The sequence below is a fragment of the Arthrobacter sp. OAP107 genome, assembly GCF_040546765.1.
GTDB lineage: Bacteria > Actinomycetota > Actinomycetes > Actinomycetales > Micrococcaceae > Arthrobacter.
This window is the reverse complement of record NZ_JBEPOK010000002.1, coordinates 125473-143993: the sequence shown is the minus strand read 5'-3', so window position 1 is coordinate 143993 and position 18521 is coordinate 125473. Positions and strand designations below refer to the sequence as shown.

The window sequence follows — 18521 nt, the reverse complement described above, 5'->3', positions numbered from 1 at the left end:
GGGCCCGCACGGCCGGTGCCTGGCGTAGCCTTTGGGCCATGGGACTGATGTACGACGATCCGCGGCTGGCCGCGCTGACCCTGCTGCGCATGGCCGCCGTGGAAGCCGAGGGCCCCTCTGGGATGACCGGCCGCATGCACGCGGTCATGGACGACCTCGTGCAGCGCAACGGGGCCGGGTATTTGGCGGAGCTGGCCATCGCCCTGGCCCGGACCGGGTTCATCGCCGTCGATGAACTGGCCAGAAGGACCGGGAACAGCACCGCCGAACTGCTGGACGCCGTCGAGGTCGATACGCTCGAAGGCCTCGATGGGGACTGCTGAGCACTCTGCCGGGACCGGCCTGCCGGCGGGGCTTGCCCCGCCGGTGAAGGTCGCCCTCGCCCGGGCCGTCACGAAGATGCCCCGCGCCCGGGCCGGGAACCTGCTGTTTGAGGCCAAGTGGGACGGCTACCGCTGTATCGTCGTCCGGGACAATGACCGGGCCACGCTCTGGTCACGGCAGGGCAAAGACCTAAGCAGATACCTGCCCGAGCTGATTCAGGTCTTGGAGGCTGCTGTCCCTCCCGGGTGCGTGATTGATGGGGAGGCCGTGATCTGGGCCAACGGCCGGCTCAACTTCACCGCCCTGCAACAGCGCCTCAGCGCCGGCCCGAAAACCCTCCCCGGACTGGTCCGGCAGACCCCGGCCAACTACGTCGCGTTCGATGTCCTCGCCGTAGCCGGACACGACTCCCGCGACCTGCCGCTGCACCAGCGAAGGGCCCTCCTGGAAGAGCTCGCCACCGGCTGGGAGCCGCCACTGTCCCTCTCCCCCACCACAACTGACCCCGAAGTGGCCGCCCGCTGGTTCGAAGAACTGCCCCACACCGGAGTCGAAGGGCTCATCATCAAAAACACCAACGAGCCGTACACGCCGGGCGTCCGGTCCTGGTTGAAGCTGAAACACCGGGAATCCATAGACGTCATCTGCGGGGCAGTAATCGGGCCGATCACCCAACCCTCTGAGGTAGTGGCGGGTCTGGTCCTGGAGGGTGAATTGCGGATCGTGGGCCGGTCCACCCCTCTGAAGACCGCGGACGCCCGGGATCTGGCCCGGTGGCTGAAACCGCCCAAGGGTCAGCACCCCTGGCCCACCACTGTGAAGGGCACGACTCTGGACAGGTTCAACCGGGACAAGGAACCCGTCACGCTCACCCTGGTGGAGCCGGTGGTCGTGGAAGTCTCCGCCGATACCGCCTGGTCGGGCCGGTCCTTCCGGCATCCCCTCCGCCTGCTCCGGGCCAGACCGGAGCTGTCCCCTGCCGAGGTGATCCTGCCCGAACTTCATACGGGTTAGCGGTCGGTGCGGATGGTGATGAGCTTTTGTCCTTCTCCCAGACGCGCGTAGAGGTTGTCCCGCGCCTCGTCGTAGGTGTCGCCTTCGACGTCGATGTATCCGTAGCTGCCGTCGGGGTTGGTGATGGTGCCGGTGAGTTTCACGGCATGAGTCTATTTGGCTAAAGGCTCAGCGGGCTCGATGAGCTCGGGCCCGTCGTTCCGCACACTGTTCACGCGTGGGCTGACGATCCGAGGTGTGAGGGTTGGTTCCGGCAGGGAGTCCAACAGGTGCTGGACTTCGTCCTTGTCGGTCAGGTCCGGGTCCAGCCATTCCGCGAACCGATCCCGCGGGATGATGACCGGGGAACGGTCATGGACGTGCCCCAGCGCGTCCTGCGTCGTGGTGGTGAGCACTGTGCAGCTGAGCAGCCACCTTTCCGGGTCATCCTCTGGCAGGGACGGATCAGCCCACCACTCGTACAAGCCGGCGAACCCCAGCAACGGCTCTTTTTCGGAGTACAGGTAGTTCGGGATCTTCTTACCATGCTCAGTCTTCTGCCACTCGTAATAACCCTCAGCCGGCACGATTGCACGCCGCTTAACCGCAGCTTTCCGGAAAGACGGCTTCTCCAGGATTGACTCACTGCGGGCGTTGATTAGCTTGGAGCCGATCTTGATGTCCTTGGCCCAGGACGGGACCAGACCCCACCGGGCGATAAGCAGATGCCGGTCAATCGTGCCCTCATCCAAACGCTCAGCCACGATGGGCACACTCTGGGTGGGCGCCACATTCCAACTCGGCGGCGGCGGGCTTCCCTCAACCTCTTTAGCCTCAAAGTGGTTCAGTAGGTCACCGGTGGCTTTGGACATCACGTATCTGCCGCACATGAGGCCATTCTGCCTGACGCGGCTCCAACTAATGGCTGTCGGTGGGGATGACGATGACGTTTTGTCCTTCTTCCAGAAGCGCGAACAGGTTCTCGCGAGCCTCCTCGTAGGTATCGCTTTCGGCCTCGATGTGGCTGGAGCGGCCGTCCGGATTGGAATGGGACCGGCCCATTCAGCCGTATGCCTCAACAGGAACCTCTGGGCACATGTTCGCTTCGCGATTGACGCAGAGGTGTCGCGTAATCTGCCTATATGGCCCAGACAAAAAACCAATACGATGACCTGCACGCCACCGTTGTGGATGCGCTCAGATACCAACTCCAAGGCAATGACTTGGACCATGCTGCCCATGAGGTGTTGGACAGGCTGCGCGACCGCGGCCTGGATATCCCGCCCAGGGAAATGGCGTAGGACGAGTGGCTGCACTGGCGAACTTGTTTATAGGTTCATCTAGTGAAGGGAAGGACGTCGCCGAACGGTTGCATGCTGGGCTGGACCGCCACGGGCTGACTGAATCCACAGTATGGACTCACGGGGTGTTCCGTCCGAGCCAACACCCCCTGGCCGCCCTTGTTGGCAGCGCACAGGCCTCAGACTTCGCGGTTATGGTCCTTAGCCCCGACGACGACGTAGAGAGCCGGGAATCCAAGACTCAAGCACCCCGGGACAACGTGATTTTCGAGCTGGGCTTGTTCATGGGAGCGTTGGGACCGGAACGAACCTATATGGTTCTGCCGAAGGGTGTGGACCTCAAGCTTCCTACAGACTTAGCCGGCATCACATACCTTCCTTATCCGATCCGACAGGATGGGAACATGGCAGCGGCGCTGAATGGAGTCGTGCTGGACATTATTGACGAGGTCAGGAGACTTGGACCCCGGATAGCTCGGGACGGCCCAACATCCCAAACCGAGTCTGAAACGATTCGTGACGTGGAAGCCCTGGCGAAAAAAGCACTCTCCGAGGTCGCAAGAGAACCGCAAACACGACGAGAGACTGCTCAGAATGCAGTCCCGGGTCTCCTCGCAGCAAGCCATGCAGAGCAGACACTCAAGGCTCTGGAAGAAGAGATCAACTGGCTCTGCAGCAACGCAACGAGCCAAGGATGGTCCGTGGTCAAGAACAACCCGACGACGCTTCGCCTGAGATCGCCTAAGGGTAAGGAATTCACGCTTCCCCGCAGACGCCCAGCTGGCACCCGTGCTGAGCTGAGAACGTTCGTTGCCGAACTACGAGCCAACGGGCTGCGAGTCAACCGCGCACTCCAGGACGCCGTCGAGAACTCCCCCTTCGGCTAGGAAGGTGAGGCTCCCCCCGCGCTTTCTGCCAACTCAATGACACAGTCCCCGCGAGGGGAACAGCGCTCAAACCCGGCCACATACCGGGAGCACCCTACGGGCCGCTGCACCTTGACTTCGTCCCTGAGCTGTTTGGGAAGGCATCGCGCCAAAGCACCACCCGGGTGCCCCCGTACAACTTGTAACTCAGCCCTAGAAGGATACGTGATCCATTGAGAATCCTCGCAAACACAAACCACGGCGGCAGCACCCTTCCTTGGTGGAACAAATGACTCTCATACGTGAGCTCGACATGTCGAGGGCCCGTATCAAACGCGCCCACGACAACATCAAGGAATTTGCTGAAGTAGTTGATGAATACATTGGAAGACGTCCTGCCGACCTCGCAGCGGACCTAAAGGACCTAAACGAGCTAGGGCAAGGCAGCCTACGCGCAGTCCGTCGCGAACCTATCCCCATCGAGCTACCGATTCTTCTCGGGGAGGCGCTTCAAAATCTCCGCGCCGGCCTGGACAACTGTTTATACGCTGTTGCGATCATCGATTCAGGTATGAATCCACCCCCAGGCGGAACGAAGCTTCAGTGGCCAATAGCCCTCACGCCCAATGAATGGAGGGACAACAAGAAGCGTCGAGAGCACTTGTCGCCGCACCTAATCGCGGCACTTCACCGGATCCAGCCATTCCAAGCAGAATGGCCCGAGTGGAACTGTCTGCGTATCCTGCACGACCTCGCGCGACTGGACCGCCACCGTTCCCCGCATGAACTGTGCATGTGGCTGGAGGAGGTAAAAGGCACCTACGACAAGGAAGCGATTCACAATTTGGCGGTGAAGGAAGGGCCGGTGGGCGAAGACGGCGTTGTCGTGACCTTCACCAAAGTCAGCCCAGAAGAGTTGAGCCCGCAGATGCTCAGCTTGAACATCGTATTAGGGATCGACGTTCAAGGACTCGAACTGTCTCCTCACCCCAGCACAGGGCAACCTTCTCGACCGTGGGGGCCTCTCGACAACCGCCTGAAAGCCATGTGCAAGGCCGCGGAAGAATACGCCGAAGGCTTGGTAGACATGGCTCAGAACCCTGAGGCATGGCTAGGCGACGAGTAAACAAAAGCCGTCCGTTTTGGACTGTCCCACTTCCTTAGAAGCGGGAAGCTTTCGGTGGGACACTGCCATCCGGCCAACCATGAACCGGGATGTCGGTCGGATGCACCAGAATGGAGGGCATGTCTTCCCTCTTGTCTGCCGACTTGGACACCGCCGAGGTCCGTAAAGCGCGTGGGGCTTTCTTCACCCCTGAAGCGATCACTCGTTTCATTTCTGATTGGGCAATCCGCAGCTCGGATGACTTGGTCTTGGAGCCCTCGACCGGCGACGCAGCATTCCTGGTCAGCGCAGTGGAACGCCTTCGTAGCCTTGGTGGAGAGGCGGCCGAGCCTCCCCGAGTGGACGGCGTGGAAATTCACGCTGGCAGCGCCCACACGGCTCGCTCACGGATCGAGGAAGCGGGCGGAATACCGCGCATAACTATCAGCGACTTCTTCCGGGTAGAGCCACAGCCTCTCTATTCCGCTGTCATCGGAAACCCACCGTACATTCGCTATCAAGACTTCACAGGGGAATCCCGCACCCGCTCCCGCGAAGCCGCCTTGAAAGTTGGAGTTTCACTGACCGCACTGGCATCGAGTTGGGCCGCTTTCACTGTCCACTCTGCCTTGTTCCTGAAGCCAGGCGGCAGGATGGGGCTCGTACTGCCTGCCGAGCTTCTGAGCGTTAACTATGCTGCGGCTGTCAGGCAGTTTCTCTTCGACAAATTCCGGAGCATTGAACTGGTCCTCTTCACAGAGCAAGTTTTTCCTGATGCCGAAGCTGACGTCGTATTGCTTCTGGCTGACGGATTCGATGACGGGCCAACTGACCACGCCGTAATCCACCAGGCCAAAGATGCCTCCGCCCTCGCCACAATGGATCTCCCCCTTCGATGGACACCGCCGGACCCTGCGGGGAAATGGACCGGATTGCTCGTCAACGCTGACGCCATCGAACCATTGCGGAGCCTGAAAGAGGCCGGTCAATTCACCGATCTTGAGGTCTGGGGCGACACTACCCTGGGCATGGTCACCGGAAACAACAAATTCTTTGCCCTTTCCCCAGCCCGTGTGGCCGAACTCGGGCTCACCCGCAGGGACCTCATTAAACTGTCGCCCCCAGGAAGTGCCCACCTACGAGGCCTCGAGCTCTCCAACACACAGATGGCCAGTCTTGGCCATGAGGGCCGGTCCACCTGGCTCTTCCGCCCCAGTGAATCGCTGTCTCCTGCTGCCCAGGCGTACGTTGAAACTGGCCACAGGGCCGGGGTGGACCAAGCGTACAAATGCCGGGTTCGGAAGCCCTGGTACCGCGTACCGCTTCTACCTGCTGCTGACTTACTACTGACGTGCATGAATGCCGACACTCCGCGGCTGACCACGAACAGTGCCGGCGCGCACCACCTGAATTCCGTTCACGGTGTTTACCTCCGAGAGGAGAACAAGGCGTTGGGGCGGGAGCTGTTGCCGCTTGCGAGCCTAAATTCAATCACCCTCCTCAATGCGGAAATGGTCGGGCGGTCCTACGGCGGAGGCATCCTGAAACTCGAACCACGAGAAGCGGACGTGTGGGCGATGCCATCACCCCACCTGATCCGTGAGCGTGAAACCCAACTCCGTGCCATCAAAACCAAAGTGGGCAGGCTGCTGCAGCAAGGCAAGCTCACCGATGCCGTGTACCTCGTGGATAAGGCCCTCGTCCTGGATTCGGGCGTCATCACAGAAGATGCGATAAAGACGGTCCGAGACGCGCAGAAGAACATGACCGCCCGCAGGGTAACAAGGGGACGAAGTGGCCGCTGAACCATCAACAAAGGCCAAAGCATGGGCAATCTTTGACCGCATCGTGTCCGACGCGGCACCAGAGGGTGTACACACCAACCCCTGGACTAAAGACGACAGCGGTGCCCTGAAGTACGAGCCCGATTACGAGACTCTGACCCGCTTGCTTGGGGTCCCCCTCTATCTCAAGGCCGAGACCACAACAGGGGTCCCGGCCCTTGCGCTGGACGTCTGGGTTTCCTACGAGCTGCGTCGGGCCGGGTTCGATGCTGATGCAGTGTGGCCCCGACCCACGGCGCCCCGCATCTTGCCCGGGCCAATAGTGAGCCTGCTCGAGAAGGTCACTGCTAAGGAGCGTGAGACCCTGTGGAAGCGACTCCGCGCCGCCACTCCCCCGGCCGGCGCCGCAGCATCCAGCGCCAACATATTAGGGAAGAACTACGTCAAGCAGGTAGATGTCGTGATGGCGAACTGGGCGGCCGGACCTGAACTCCTCGTAAGCACCAAGCGGATGGATTCAAGTTTCGGAAAGAATGCAGCCAACAGGGTTGAAGAGTCCTATGGCGATGCTAAGAACCTGCGCTTGCGCCATCCTTTGGCTGCCCTGGGATTCATGTACGGTCTCCGCTCCACCATCTTCGAAGAAGCACCAGACAAAGCTGAATGGCTAATCGACCTGCTTCAAAAACTTGGCAGGGAAGACGACGCCTACCACGCTGTCTCACTCATCATCATCGAGTACGGGGATCATCTTGCCGGCACCAACGATACGGATGATCCCGGAGATGGCGAGGACCCCCTTGCAGATGCGGGCCTTACTCCGCCTGCTGAGGAACCGGAGGCTGTGGCTGACCTCGTTGAAGAATCCGAAGTTGATGCGGCGTTAGCGAATCTGCCGGCCGTCATCATTCAGAGAGCGCGGGTTCCAGAAGATCTGCAACCCGGGTACTTCATTGGAGAAATGGCAAGGCGCGTTATTGACGCCACGCCCGTCACCCACCATCGCGAAGCCCGATTCCGTAGGGCTAACCCGACTTCCCCGGCGTAGCCACGCAAGCATTCGAGCTCGTCCATAGAGATTGCGGTCTCCGCATACGAGGGCGGGGGAACTTGGAACTTACAACAGGCCGTCGGACTTAGAGGAAGTCCTTTTATCAATAGCCTCCAACACGCCCATCAATATCCGCTCAGGCGTGTTCCTGAGTCCGCGAATGAAGCCGCTCAAAAGCTTGGGGATGCTTCGCAGAGTACCCAACACAAGAGCCGTGAGAACTGCGATACCGAGTGGGGAATTTCCCCACTCGGCGAGGAAGCCAACAACTGCTGAATCAATGGTCATGATCCGAAGAGTAGTTGCCGGGTCTGACATTTCGCCCCTACTGCGACATTCCCAACACTGGAATACGGCATTCGCTTTGAGTACAGTGCGACCCTTGTGTGTCTCGAAACCTTGGGATACGAGACGTCTCATCGCGAACAAACACCCACGTCGGAAGGATCCTGGTTCCGTCAACGCCCCGGCGTTGCGGCTTTGCTGTGAACTGGGAGGGTCGGGGGATTCCCCTTATACGAGATGGAAGAAAGGCCCAGCAGTATCTTGCTGCTCGGACCTCACACTTTACTGTGGCTTCCCCATGCTGCGAGACAGGATGTCGAAAATTTTATCGTGGACTGAGGAGGAGTCCTCCGATGAAGCATCACCACGCAGGACAGGGGGCTCCCCGAAGACACGCGCGGCAAACTGGGCACGCAGAGCCTCCTTTGCGTCGTTCGAGTCGAGCGGGGCCATGAAGGCGTCGAAGGTCTTCAACTGGACGGAAAGCGTCTTAGCCCAGTTGGCCAACGTTCGGTGCTGGTGGGATTGCCGAGCCAGGTAGGCAGCCAAGGCGAAGACCGCGGCCGTGACTATGATCCTCTGTGCGAGATGGACGTAGTCCCCAGCTTCCAAGGCGAGTGCCTCGACCCCAAAAGCCGGTAGCAAAAGGAAGACTGCGGCGAGGCCACCGCCGATCGCAAGAAGGCGGATGGTCCACACGCGATATCTGGTTGCCGACTCCCACTCATCTTTAGTGAAAGCCTCGAAGTATGAGGCCAAGGTGCTTTCGCCGGCAGTGCCGGCTGCCTCAGAAGCTGACGTGGCAGCTTCTGAGGCCTTGGAAGCCGACTTCTCGGTGCTGGCCACTAGCTCTTCTGCCTGCTGTCGCAGAACTCGCGTGGCCCTCATTTCGGCCATGAAGTCATAGCGGGCCAACAGCTGCTCTAAGGTGGCGGAGACCGGGACCTTAGCCTGTTTCCGCAAGCGACGCGCTACTTCAGCGAATAGGTCAAAGAGCTGCGCGGCAACTCCCATCACGTCCTGAGATTCACTATCAGTCAGGCCGCGGCGGAGCAGGTTTACATAGCTTTCGACGCCAAACAGCACTGCTGGGGAGATGTTTTGGACGGTTCCCTTCGATGAAAACTCCGGGGGCTTCTCGTCCGCGTATAGCTCTTGAACGTGGGTGTCTGACAGCAGCCGCGCCCAGGTGTCCAGAGTGAACTCCAAGAAGTCGAAGTCCACTTCGCTGCGTCGTCCGAGGTGGCGTAAATCTGAAATTTCACTCGCCAGCGCGGCGACCTTCGCTGCAAGCATTCGGATTTCCTGCAGTGCGGGGTCATTCCCAGCCATCGAGCTCCAGTCCTGTCGGTCGGTCTTCTTACGTCACGACAGCCTATCCCGGTAGATCCGCGGTATCGGTTAGCTCAGGATGTGGCAGCCATGCAGGGCAACCTCAACGACGTCTATGTCTGATGAAAGGGAATAAGGGTGGCAAACACCTTTGTAGGCATCGGTGTCTCATCTATGGATCCATTATCAGGACGGGACAGCCAGCTGCCAGCGTCGTTAGCGACCAACCATTCAGCGGGCTACCTTTGTCTCAACAATGTGTCCCACGTGTTCCTTTCTCAACAAAAGAGAAACGCTCCTTTGATGAGGTCGCTACGGTAACCCGATCACCGGCTAGCCTGCAGGGCCCGCTAGTCGAGTTCGGATGCGACGTCTGGAACGTCGTTCCTGCTAAGAGCCCGAGTCAGTGATGAAACGCTCACGCTAAGCCGGTCCGCCGTTTCTTTCAAAGTTTTTCCTTCGTTACGCAGCTGCCGGGCAGTTTCCAGTTTCCCTGGCGTCATCGATCGCGGACGGCCGCCGAGCCGGCCTCGCGCTTTCGCTGCGGCCAGCCCGGCCTTTGTTCTTTCCGATAGCCGTGATCGTTCGTATTCCGCGATGGAAGCGAACATGTCAAAGATGAGCTTGCCGTGGGCGCTGGTCGTATCCAGCCAAGGCTCAGCCAAGGAACGGAAGCCTATCCCCCGTTGACCCAGCACTGTGACGATGTCCGCGAGGTCGGAGGTACTACGGCCTAGCCGGGTCAGGTCCGCGACCAATAGCACGTTGCCCGGCTGCAGGTAATCCAAGCAGTCCTTCCACCGCGCCCTTGCCTGGGTAGCACCGGAGGCGTACTCCTGAAAGACGCGGACCGCCCCGGCCGCTACCAACGCGTCCACCTGCGAATCGAGCGATTGACCACGAGTACTGACCCTCGCATAGCCGACTACGTTCCTGGACACGTCAAAAACCATCCTCTCCGCCGTTTGACCGTCTTTCTTTTCGGCAACCAGTTCTGACCAACGATAGGAGCACTTTTTCGACTTCTCCCGGAGGCCCGCCGAGGGTAGGTCAGAAACGGTCGTTATTGACCAGCACGGCTCAATGTCGGGCAGCTGCACGTCAGGGCCGTCAGTCCACTACTCCCCTATTGCGTCCCAGCGCGCACCCCTTTCCCGACAGGGTCGGTCTTCCGCGGCGGTAGCCCCATGAACTCACGGGATGGCTACCGATGTGCTGCCGTGGGATAGCCAAGGCTCTACGGCCCCGTCCTGTTGCTCACGTCGACCAGCCCGAGAGCAACAGGCGTCTCGTTTAGCGCCGTTGAGAAGTGCTACTCCGCCCGTTCCCATATTCTCCCTCCACAAGCGGACTCGCCGGCTACTTCACACGCGCTGGCCAATAGATGCAGGAGCACTTGGGATTCGTCCTGATGGGCGACCGCCGGATGAACCATCCATGAAGCGATGTGGCGTAATCGCGGGTAGCTGTCCGCTTGGCCAGCGGGGAACGTTCTGGCGCGCCCCTCGCTAGCATGAGAGGTCGGGACGACGGCGCAACTGCACTCTTTGTTGCTCGACAACATTTCCACAGTGGGGGTTCATGCCATAAGGCTTGCCATATCTCCTATAGGAAGGACAGGGGGAAAACGAGCGAGAAAAGTGGCCATAGAACTCACGGGAGAAGCGGCAGCAGGTCTCATTTGTGTGCACGCCAGATACCTCATAAGAACACCCACCCGACGACTAATGAGCAGGGCAACAAGACGCTCTATGGCAGACCCCGCTTCCAATCCGGTTGAAGCTCCCGCTACTCATCAGACGGGAGACCGTGCATCCTTTCAGGTAGGAACCCAAATTGAAGTATCAGTCCGACCGCCAGCGTGAATCCACATGAGGGAGCAGATACGATGGCCAACCTTCATAACAACGTGGGGCTCCATGAAGGGAATCATTTAACGCCCTGCATTACTTCGCATGCGTGTCACTACGAGCATTTCGGGAGGACTGCACATAGCGTTGACAGCAGGACAACATGCAACCCACCAAGTAGGAGAGTCGCCGGCCGATGGCACGATCACTGCAAACCCCTGCACCCCCGAAATCCCGGGCAACACGGGCCATTGACCGTGTCATCTCCCTGGCCAACGGCAAAGGCGGAGTCGGCAAGACGACCACCGCAGCCAATGTTGGCGGGTACGTCGCGCTGGCTGGCTCCCGTGTGCTGCTGATCGACCTTGACCCGCAGGGCGACCTGGCCCGCGACCTTGGATACGACCGGCAGACAGGGAGGGAATTCTTCCAGGCCCTGATCGCCGGCACGCCCCCGATGATCCTGCGCGACGTCCGGGAAAACCTTGACGTCATCCCAGGCGGCCAGGACCTCGAAGACATCCAAGGCCTAATGGTGTCCCGCTCAAGCCGCTCCGACGCCGGCGACTTCGGCGACATGCTCTACGCCGTCCTGGCCCCGCTGGCAGACGATTACGACTTGATCCTGATCGACACCCCTCCGGGGGAGCGGATCCTCGTAGAAGGCGCCTTCGCGATCTCCAGTGCAGTCGTCATTCCTACCCGTTCCGATGATGCGAGCATCGACGGTGTCGAACGCATTGCACGTCGCTTCATGGCTGTACGTGACCGGAACCCGTCCCTGCAGTTGGCAGGTATCGTCCTGTTCGGTGTCGGCCCGCGCTCCATGCGCCTCGAACGCAGCGTCCGAGACACCTTGGAAGAAATGCTCGGCACCGTCGCCCCAGTCTTCGCAACCCGGATCAGGAACCTGGAGAGCGCAAGCGCGGACGCCCGCCGCAAAGGCCTGCTCTTCCACGAACTTGAAGGTGCCGTTACCGACGCTCAGAAGAACCGCCTAAAGGCGCTTCGGGCGGGGGAGAAGCCCGCGGACGGCTTCTTCTCGCGCAACGCCGGGGGACTCGCTGAAGAGTACGAGCAGCTGACCGGCGAGATCCTCGCCCGACTGAACGAGATCGAAAGCGGGAACGAAGCATGAGCGGCCGACAGAGCCTTGCGGGGGCATTCGCACCTGTAGCGCCTGCCCGCGGTGCAGCACTGCAAGGGTTGCTGGCTCCAAAGCGGGGGAGGGGCACGCCTGCACCGGAACCCAAAACCGGAGAGTCCGTGGAGGCGCCGGCCGTGGAACTTGTCCAGGTGCCTCCAACAGCAGCACCCGAGCCCGCTGACACGCAGGTACCTACCGAGCAGCCGCAGGCGGACAAGCGGCCGGCTGAGCAGGCACCTGTTGAGGAGGCGCACCTTGAGGCAGCAGGAGAGCGAGCGGAACCCACGCCTACATCAGTCAAGGCCCTAAAGGCCACCACGCGGCAGCAACCTGCTCCCAAGAAAGCTACTAACGCGACCAAAGCCTCCGAGCTGGTTCCCGGGGCGCTGCGAAACGTCGGGGTGTACCTGCCGCCGGCGCTCCTGGCACAGGTCAAGGATGCCGTCTACCAGGAACGGACCACGTACGCAGACCTGTTAATTGACGCCTTCGAAGCCGTTGACGACGAGCAGATCACCAAGGAGTTCACTCCCGAGACCACGCTGACGAGCTCCGGCATGCCCCGCCGCGCACCGCGTAAACGGGGAGAGGCCGGCATCCAGATCCAGCTGCGTCTCGATGGGCTGCAGGTTGCCTGGCTGGATGAAAAGGTCACCGAGTTCGACGCACCGTCACGCAGCGCGCTCGTCTCGGTCGTCTTCAAACTTCATCTCCAAGCGGGACAGCCTGCGGGGTAGTGATGATGGACCTCCTGAGACAAGCATGGCTTGCCTTCCTGTAGTGCTTATGGCATGAGTTATGGCACCAAATGGAGAGCGCAAAGTTACACCAAGGAAGTGGATGCGGCGGCCGGCCGCATCCACCCGTCAAGGGGCGCAGACCGGGGGAATGAGCACACGACTCGCAGGCACCCTTTGGCACTGACCCTCATCCAGTTCTGTTGAAGGCCATGGCAGACAGTGACCATTCATCGGGTGGCTCCTCGAACATCTCCCAAGGATAGTCTTCGTCGGGGGAGAGCAGCTCTGGCACGGTGTTGACGTTTTTGGCAAGCCATTCCCGCCAGATAATCCGGTCGTTGCGGTAGCGCTGTAACTGCAGGGCAACCGCTTCGAAGACCCCGAATTGTTCGGCGAGCTGTCTCAGTGATGTCCCGGCTACGATTGACCAGGCCCGGCTGGGACTGCGTACGACCAAGTTCCAGGCGGCGAGGACTTCCAGAGCTTCGTGAACCGCAGAACGAGACAGCCGCGTGATCCGCACAATCTCAGCTGTCGGCATCGCGGGGGAGTGCTCTAGCGCCTCGTAGACGAACGCGGCCGGCAGCCCCAGCTCACGGAAAACCGGGCGGAGCGAGTGGATTTTCCCCTTCTGCCAGCTAGCATCCTCGGCCGCTGTCTTCAACTCTTCGGGCACGGTGAGCATGTATAGATCGCCCTTCGTCCCCCTGGCCCTCTTCAACCAAGGTAACCAAGGGATCCTTCTCCGCACGCAGCTCCCTCAGATGCAGCGCAACGGTCGTGTGGTCAAGACCAGTGGCCACGGCAATGGACCGGACGCCGAATTCAACAAAACGAGATGCCGACATGTGCGCTGCTTCCCCCAGAGCCCTCAGCACCATTCTCCGGGCCATGCCAAACCTGGGGAGCTGGTAGTTCACCTCCTTGATCCTTAGAGCACTTCGCCAGGTCCGGATAAACCGATGCTCCGCATCGGGGTTTGAAATTGGGTTTGAACCCTTTATCCATACCGCCTGTGTATTTGGCTGGCTTGTGGGGGATCTGCGGACATTGTCATTCCGGTCGGTTTGGACCGTCTTTTTGTTCAGGTAGCTGAGTGCGCTCATCCAGTCGCGGCGCAGTGAGGTGAATCGGTGGCGGGCTGCATAGCGGGCATAGAAGGAGGCCAACCCGGGCCAGGTTCCCTGCAGCATTCGGCGTTCCACATCCACGAGCTCGAGACCGGCGGCCGCGGCACTGAGGATGACCGCCTGGCGCGCCTCGGAGTCAGAGGCATATCTGTTGGTGTCGTACAGGCCGGTCTGGGCGAGCACCTGCATGGGGCGGGACATCCGCCCCCCAGGCTGGTCGATGACGGGCGCTTCGGCGGTGGCCAGGCTGAAGGACTCTTCCTGGCGGAGGGCGCGGACAGCCTTTATCTCGGCGGCCAGATCTTTGGTCATGGCGGCCCATACCGAGGTGTTGTTAGGACGTCGGGCAATGTCGTAGGCCATGGACAGACTCATGGCCAGTTCCTGGTGGCCGCCACGCTTGTGCGGTGACCCGGGGGTTCGCATGCACCCGTGAAGAAGGTTCTGGTGCGGGGTCTTATCCAGGGTCCGGTACCGGGTCCCCAGCGCCTCGACAAGATCACGCGCCTCGGAGAAGGTGACCCGCTGCGCCAGCGGGACGTAAACATGGCGGCCACCGTTCGGTGAGAAGTCCTCAATCCACCGGGCTCCAACCAAATGCAACCATGCCTGAACGGCGCGGACGTCGGCATGGACCTGGTCGGTGCCTGCTACCGAGGAGTCGAAGTCGAGGAAGATCGCCGCGCAGGTGCCGTCCTTCCCGAAAATTCGTACTGCAGCAGGCAATGAAGGAAGGGATTCGGTGAGGTTCCGTTCGTGTTTCTGCGGGTAGGTCTTCCCTGCGTCACGAGACAATCGGACACGAGGCTGGCCAGCGAGCAGCGGAGCTAGCGCAGCCCAAACGGTTGCTGGGTCGTCTGGCTGCCATGACACGCCCAAATTTGGGCGCGCTGGAAGCACGGAGACGTGCTGATGTACGATGTGGGTAATCCTTTCGGGGATTGAGGTACGAAAAGGGGCCGATCCTGCCAGATCGGTTTTATAGCAACACAAGGGATGGCCTTTTCAGGCTCTCCACGACTTACAATCTGATCCGCCGGCAAGCAATCCAGAGGGTAAGTCTCAAGCTTCGAAGGCCCGCCTTGTGCGGGCCTTCTTTTTTGTTAAGAGGCGATGCGGATCGGCAGCTCCTGCTGGTAGTCATCCTGGTCGAGCGCAGCAAGGTCCTCTTTAAGCTTTGGCTCTACAACGGACAGAACGTATTCGGTGACGGTCAGGCCCCTGTGGGCTGCCACTTTGGCGATACCGTCAGCAGTGTGTTCCGGTGTGCGGAAACCAATGAACTTACGCAGGCCTTTGCTGGGGCGCCCGCCGCCTCGATTTACTGCTACTGCCGTCATGTGCTTGTCCTTTGAATTTTGCATCCGCCGCAGCGAACACAGCTTCATCGTTGTATGGCCAGCCGCTAGCACTGACTTCGATGCCGTTGCGACTGCTCCGAAACTACCACCGTGTAATTGCCCTCCGGGGGATTTGTTTTCAGAAAACGGCCGCGTGTCGCATTTGTGACGGAGAGCTCGGCGGTTGTTCATGGTCAGAAGCCCCGAGCTACGGCTGCAGCGGCGGAGAGCCAAGCGCGCTGGGTGGCGGGTTGGAGGGCGTCGTAGCGGATGGGGCCGTTGACCAGGGCGGGGTCGTAGGGGATCCGGACGACGGCTCGTACATGGGGGGTGAAGCCGTCTGCGATCCTTTGGGCTTCGTCTTTGGCGCGTTTGAGTGCGTCGCCGCTCATGCTGCGCTTGGCGTCGGTGGATTCGGAGACGATGACGACGGCGTTGCGGGCCAGTTCGGCGTCGTGGCCGCCACGGGATTCGAGGGTTTGGAGGGTCAGTCGGGCGGCTTCGGCGCGGTCTTCGATTGCTGTCACTGGGACGACGAGCTGGTTGGTGTGGTGGATCATGCGGCGCCAGTTAGCCGCGCGCGCGGTGTTGCCTGAGTCCATCACGATGAGCCGGTAGTAGCGGGTGAGTACCTGGTGGGCGATGTCCACTTCTTCTGCGGTCACTTCGTGGTCGCCTTCGTCGTTCTCGTCTGAGCGCAGGACGTCGAACTTGTCTGAGGTCTGGTGGTGGACGAACTGGGCGATCTCGGCTGCCTGGGCGCTGGGGGAGAGCAGCGCCTGGGAGGAGTCGATGAGATCCAGGACGCTGTTGTTGTGGCCGCCCTGTTCGGTGCGCCAGCCGAGCGTGCCCTGTGATTCGTTGTTGTCCCAGGCGACGGTCGCTGCGCCGCTGTAGCGGGCCAGGATGGCGCTGAGCATGACGACGGTGGGGGTCTTGTTCGCTCCGCCCTTGCGGTTGACGACCGCGACGGTGCGGGGGCCGGGCCAGTGTTGGCTGACGGTGCGGATGTCTTCGCGTTCGGCCAGTTCTTCGGCGGAGGGGTCCATGCGGAAACCCAGGCGGCTGAGAGCGCCGCGCCAGCCGCGTGTGGCGGGCTGGAGCATGGGCGTGCTGATGAGGAACGAGGTGTCTTTGAGGCTGCGCTGGGTGGCAGGCTCCGCAACGGCTGGTGTAGAGGCCGGTGCGGGCCCCTGGGCGGGCGCATCCGTGATAGCTGCTCCGAAGGTCACCGGCGCAGCGTCGGCTGGATGTGCCGGCGTTTCCTCAGCCGGAGGGGCAGCGGGAGCCGGAGCGGGCGCGGTCGTGACCTTGGCCGGCTCGGGTGAAGGGGCGGCCTTAACGGGCAAGGTGTCCTGCTCCCGACGGGAGGTGGGCTTGATTGGAGTGGCTTCGCTGACGACGCCCTCGGGGGAGACGATGATGAGGCCCTGCCCGTCCGGATCGGTGGTGCTGACGCGGACGGGTCGGCCGAGCTGAGCAGCGGTTTCGGTGATGAGGCGCAACGCATCGCTAAGGACGGCGGCTTCGTCGGCGGCCTCGATCGCGTGGGAGGTCCCGTTGATGGTGACTTCGCCGGTTCCGTTGGTGCGGAGAACGGCGTTGATCTTGGGGAAGTCGAGTGCTTGGGTTTCCATCATCAGTCCTTACTTTGTGCCGTTCGGGGGTGTGAAACGGTTGACCTGCCAGGGCTTGTCGGCTGCGCTGCGGAGTAGCTGCACGTCGTAGTCGCCGGCATCGGTGGGGAACACGACATGGCAACCGAAGCCGTTGTTCTCATCGATCTTGAGCTGGCCGATTCCGGTGACCTTGGTGACCGGGATGTTGGCCGGGTCAACGTATTGGTAATCGGCGGTGGCTTGGGCGGTCAGGACCTGCCCGACCTCCTGGATCCATACCTTGTCCGTAACCGTGGGGCGGGCGTAGAGCGTCATGGCCTTGGTGGCGGTTTCCAGCGCGGCTGTTTTGCTTGCCTCGTCCCAGGCAATGCCCAGGGTGGCGGGCGCTGTGCCGCCGGGTGCTTGGGGCTTGCCGCCTGCGCTGAGGGTGGCCGGCGCGGTAGTGGAAGTGCTGGGGGACGGTTCCGCCGGCGTTGTACTAGATACCGGCGCGCAGGCCGTACAGACGAGCAGGGCCGCGAGGGCTGTCAGGGCGGGTTTCATGGTTCCTCCGGTGAGTCGCTGCCGGGCAGGTAGAGAAAGGCGCTGGGAGTGCCGTTCTGTACTGTGCGGGTGTAGTAGGTGTGGTCGTTGGGGGCGGGGTTGCCGTTGTAGCCCTCTTCGAGGAAGCTGCCGTCACCGTTGACGGCTTTGACGATGGCGACGTGGCCGTAGGTGGCGTCCGCGCCTCCGGTTCCCGGTGAGTACCAGACGACCGCGCCGACACGTGGTGTTGTGCCGGTGGGCCAGCCTTTGGCGTCCCAGCCGTCCTTCCAGGTCAGGGCAGAGCCGAGCAGGGCGCCGTCGGGCCGGAAGGTGCCGTTCAGGATCTTGTAGGGGGCTGTGGTGCTGCCCAGCTGCTGGTTGACTCGCCAGAGGGCGAAGTCGACGCATTCCCGGTTGAACATGCCCAGAGGGGATGGCTCGTAGATCTTGGCCGTGCCCCACGGCAGGTCATCGTCTTTGCCGGATTGCCCGGGGATGCCGCAGGACCTTTCCCCGCCGGCGGCGGTGACCTTCACGTCGCCCAGGGCGGCGACGACCTCGACGGCGGCCGCCCAGTAGGGCCGGTAGTGGAATGGGTCTGCGTTGCGCTGGACCCTGTGTGCGGCCGTGGTGGGTTCGAGCTGTTCCCATCCGTTGATCTTCTTCAGGGCCTTGAAGAAGTTGCTGGCGGAGGCCGTGGGGTTCATCCGGGCCTGATAGGTGCCCCACGTGCCGTTGTCGCGCTGCTGGAACAGTCCCCGGGAGTCAGGTCCCGGTCCGTCGCCGTGGTCCAGGACACGCAGCCCGGACTCGCCCATGGCCGTCATGACACCGATCGTTTGCCCCCGGGCAGACAGGCCAAGGGCTTTGCCTGCGTTGATGATCAGGGCGGCGTTCGTCAGTTGTTCGCCCGCGTAGCCGGCGACAGCGACCCGGGGCATTTGGCTTGCGTCGGCGCTGACGCTGGAACCGGTCGGTGAGCAGACGTCGGCCGCGGCCTGGGAGCCCCCGCCGAACAGGATGATGGACAGCACCAATCCGACGGGTGCAAGGACGGCGCCGGCGACCAGCACGGGCCCGCTCGTTGGTGATGGCATGTGTCCCCCTCACATCTGTTCGGCTGCTTCGC

At 61.5% G+C, this 18521-nt stretch carries 19 protein-coding genes and 1 pseudogene; 9 read left to right on the top strand and 11 right to left on the bottom strand.

Going from position 1 to position 18521, the window contains the following annotated elements; all coding sequences use genetic code 11:
• Positions 1-38: 38 nt before the first annotated feature.
• The gene (locus ABIE00_RS25395) at positions 39-323 is read left to right on the top strand and encodes a hypothetical protein (protein WP_354263699.1); all 285 of its coding nucleotides are present in this window, start codon (positions 39-41) and stop codon (positions 321-323) included.
• On the top strand, positions 310-1338 hold the full coding sequence (locus ABIE00_RS25390) for an ATP-dependent DNA ligase (protein WP_354263698.1): 1029 nt from the start codon (positions 310-312) through the stop codon (positions 1336-1338). Before ABIE00_RS25395 ends, ABIE00_RS25390 begins: the two co-directional genes overlap by 14 nt.
• Here the strand turns inward: ABIE00_RS25390 and ABIE00_RS25385 are convergent.
• From ABIE00_RS25385 to ABIE00_RS25375, 3 genes are read right to left on the bottom strand one after another with little or no spacing between them, the layout of a single operon-like run.
• Entirely contained in the window at positions 1335-1481 is a 147-nt protein-coding gene (locus ABIE00_RS25385; protein ID WP_354263697.1) for a hypothetical protein, read from the bottom strand. The two genes, ABIE00_RS25390 and ABIE00_RS25385, sit on opposite strands and share 4 nt — an antisense overlap.
• A gap of 9 nt (positions 1482-1490) precedes the next feature.
• Positions 1491-2207, bottom strand: coding sequence for an SOS response-associated peptidase (locus tag ABIE00_RS25380; protein WP_354263695.1), 717 nt, complete (start codon positions 2205-2207; stop codon positions 1491-1493).
• Positions 2208-2235: 28 nt separating this feature from the next.
• The gene (locus ABIE00_RS25375; protein WP_354263694.1) at positions 2236-2379 is read right to left on the bottom strand and encodes a hypothetical protein; all 144 of its coding nucleotides are present in this window, start codon (positions 2377-2379) and stop codon (positions 2236-2238) included.
• Between the two features lie 80 nt (positions 2380-2459).
• Here ABIE00_RS25375 and ABIE00_RS25370 point away from each other — a divergent pair, with 80 nt between their 5' ends.
• From ABIE00_RS25370 to ABIE00_RS25350, 5 genes are all read left to right on the top strand, one after another.
• Positions 2460-2618, top strand: a complete 159-nt coding sequence (locus ABIE00_RS25370) for a hypothetical protein (RefSeq protein ID WP_354263692.1) — start codon at positions 2460-2462, stop codon at positions 2616-2618.
• Between the two features lie 5 nt (positions 2619-2623).
• Positions 2624-3505, top strand: coding sequence for a TIR domain-containing protein (locus ABIE00_RS25365; RefSeq protein WP_354263691.1), 882 nt, complete (start codon positions 2624-2626; stop codon positions 3503-3505).
• Positions 3506-3764: 259 nt separating this feature from the next.
• Positions 3765-4610, top strand: coding sequence for a hypothetical protein (locus ABIE00_RS25360; protein WP_354263690.1), 846 nt, complete (start codon positions 3765-3767; stop codon positions 4608-4610).
• A gap of 119 nt (positions 4611-4729) precedes the next feature.
• Positions 4730-6394, top strand: a complete 1665-nt coding sequence (locus ABIE00_RS25355; protein ID WP_354263688.1) for an N-6 DNA methylase — start codon at positions 4730-4732, stop codon at positions 6392-6394.
• Entirely contained in the window at positions 6384-7421 is a 1038-nt protein-coding gene (locus tag ABIE00_RS25350; protein WP_354263687.1) for a hypothetical protein, read from the top strand. The genes ABIE00_RS25355 and ABIE00_RS25350 overlap by 11 nt, the downstream gene beginning before the upstream one ends.
• Before the next feature lie 69 nt (positions 7422-7490).
• Here the strand turns inward: ABIE00_RS25350 and ABIE00_RS25345 are convergent, their stop codons facing one another.
• From ABIE00_RS25345 to ABIE00_RS25335, 3 genes are all read right to left on the bottom strand, one after another.
• Complete coding sequence (locus ABIE00_RS25345; RefSeq protein ID WP_354263686.1) at positions 7491-7712, bottom strand: hypothetical protein; 222 nt, start codon at positions 7710-7712, stop codon at positions 7491-7493.
• A 279-nt stretch (positions 7713-7991) separates the two neighbouring features.
• Entirely contained in the window at positions 7992-9005 is a 1014-nt protein-coding gene (locus ABIE00_RS25340; RefSeq protein WP_354263685.1) for a hypothetical protein, read from the bottom strand.
• Between the two features lie 386 nt (positions 9006-9391).
• Positions 9392-9982: a recombinase family protein gene (locus ABIE00_RS25335; protein WP_354263760.1), complete on the bottom strand. Its 591-nt coding sequence runs from the start codon at positions 9980-9982 to the stop codon at positions 9392-9394.
• A gap of 1105 nt (positions 9983-11087) precedes the next feature.
• On the opposite strand from ABIE00_RS25335, the gene ABIE00_RS25330 reads away from it, so the two are divergent.
• Positions 11088-12029 carry a ParA family protein gene (locus ABIE00_RS25330; RefSeq protein WP_354263684.1) on the top strand — a complete coding sequence of 314 codons (942 nt, stop codon included), beginning with the start codon at positions 11088-11090 and terminating at the stop codon, positions 12027-12029.
• Positions 12030-12172: 143 nt separating this feature from the next.
• Complete coding sequence (locus ABIE00_RS25325; protein WP_354263683.1) at positions 12173-12775, top strand: hypothetical protein; 603 nt, start codon at positions 12173-12175, stop codon at positions 12773-12775.
• Positions 12776-12965: 190 nt separating this feature from the next.
• Here ABIE00_RS25325 and ABIE00_RS25320 read toward each other — a convergent pair.
• From ABIE00_RS25320 to ABIE00_RS25300, 5 genes and pseudogenes are all read right to left on the bottom strand, one after another.
• A pseudogene (locus ABIE00_RS25320) lies at positions 12966-14808 on the bottom strand (MarR family transcriptional regulator).
• Between the two features lie 203 nt (positions 14809-15011).
• Positions 15012-15248, bottom strand: coding sequence for a hypothetical protein (locus tag ABIE00_RS25315; RefSeq protein WP_087874225.1), 237 nt, complete (start codon positions 15246-15248; stop codon positions 15012-15014).
• A 194-nt stretch (positions 15249-15442) separates the two neighbouring features.
• The gene (locus tag ABIE00_RS25310) at positions 15443-16888 is read right to left on the bottom strand and encodes a MinD/ParA family ATP-binding protein (protein WP_354263682.1); all 1446 of its coding nucleotides are present in this window, start codon (positions 16886-16888) and stop codon (positions 15443-15445) included.
• A 6-nt stretch (positions 16889-16894) separates the two neighbouring features.
• Positions 16895-17410, bottom strand: coding sequence for a hypothetical protein (locus tag ABIE00_RS25305; RefSeq protein WP_354263681.1), 516 nt, complete (start codon positions 17408-17410; stop codon positions 16895-16897).
• Positions 17407-18489 (bottom strand): CHAP domain-containing protein, encoded by a 1083-nt coding sequence (locus tag ABIE00_RS25300; RefSeq protein ID WP_354263680.1) that lies wholly within the window; start codon positions 18487-18489, stop codon positions 17407-17409. The genes ABIE00_RS25305 and ABIE00_RS25300 overlap by 4 nt, the downstream gene beginning before the upstream one ends.
• Positions 18490-18521 lie beyond the last annotated feature (32 nt).

Excerpts from the sequence above, each read along its gene's own strand:
- ABIE00_RS25300 (WP_354263680.1), bottom strand. The coding sequence starts at position 18,489 with ATGCCATCACCAACGAGCGGGCCCGTGCTGGTCGCCGGCGCCGTCCTT.
- ABIE00_RS25355 (WP_354263688.1), top strand. The coding sequence starts at position 4,730 with ATGTCTTCCCTCTTGTCTGCCGACTTGGACACCGCCGAGGTCCGTAAA.
- ABIE00_RS25395 (WP_354263699.1), top strand. The coding sequence starts at position 39 with ATGGGACTGATGTACGACGATCCGCGGCTGGCCGCGCTGACCCTGCTG.
- ABIE00_RS25375 (WP_354263694.1), bottom strand. The coding sequence starts at position 2,379 with ATGGGCCGGTCCCATTCCAATCCGGACGGCCGCTCCAGCCACATCGAG.
- ABIE00_RS25370 (WP_354263692.1), top strand. The coding sequence starts at position 2,460 with ATGGCCCAGACAAAAAACCAATACGATGACCTGCACGCCACCGTTGTG.
- ABIE00_RS25380 (WP_354263695.1), bottom strand. The coding sequence starts at position 2,207 with ATGTGCGGCAGATACGTGATGTCCAAAGCCACCGGTGACCTACTGAAC.
- ABIE00_RS25330 (WP_354263684.1), top strand. The coding sequence starts at position 11,088 with ATGGCACGATCACTGCAAACCCCTGCACCCCCGAAATCCCGGGCAACA.
- ABIE00_RS25315 (WP_087874225.1), bottom strand. The coding sequence starts at position 15,248 with ATGACGGCAGTAGCAGTAAATCGAGGCGGCGGGCGCCCCAGCAAAGGC.
- ABIE00_RS25305 (WP_354263681.1), bottom strand. The coding sequence starts at position 17,410 with ATGAAACCCGCCCTGACAGCCCTCGCGGCCCTGCTCGTCTGTACGGCC.
- ABIE00_RS25345 (WP_354263686.1), bottom strand. The coding sequence starts at position 7,712 with ATGACCATTGATTCAGCAGTTGTTGGCTTCCTCGCCGAGTGGGGAAAT.
- ABIE00_RS25310 (WP_354263682.1), bottom strand. The coding sequence starts at position 16,888 with ATGATGGAAACCCAAGCACTCGACTTCCCCAAGATCAACGCCGTTCTC.
- ABIE00_RS25390 (WP_354263698.1), top strand. The coding sequence starts at position 310 with ATGGGGACTGCTGAGCACTCTGCCGGGACCGGCCTGCCGGCGGGGCTT.
- ABIE00_RS25340 (WP_354263685.1), bottom strand. The coding sequence starts at position 9,005 with ATGCTTGCAGCGAAGGTCGCCGCGCTGGCGAGTGAAATTTCAGATTTA.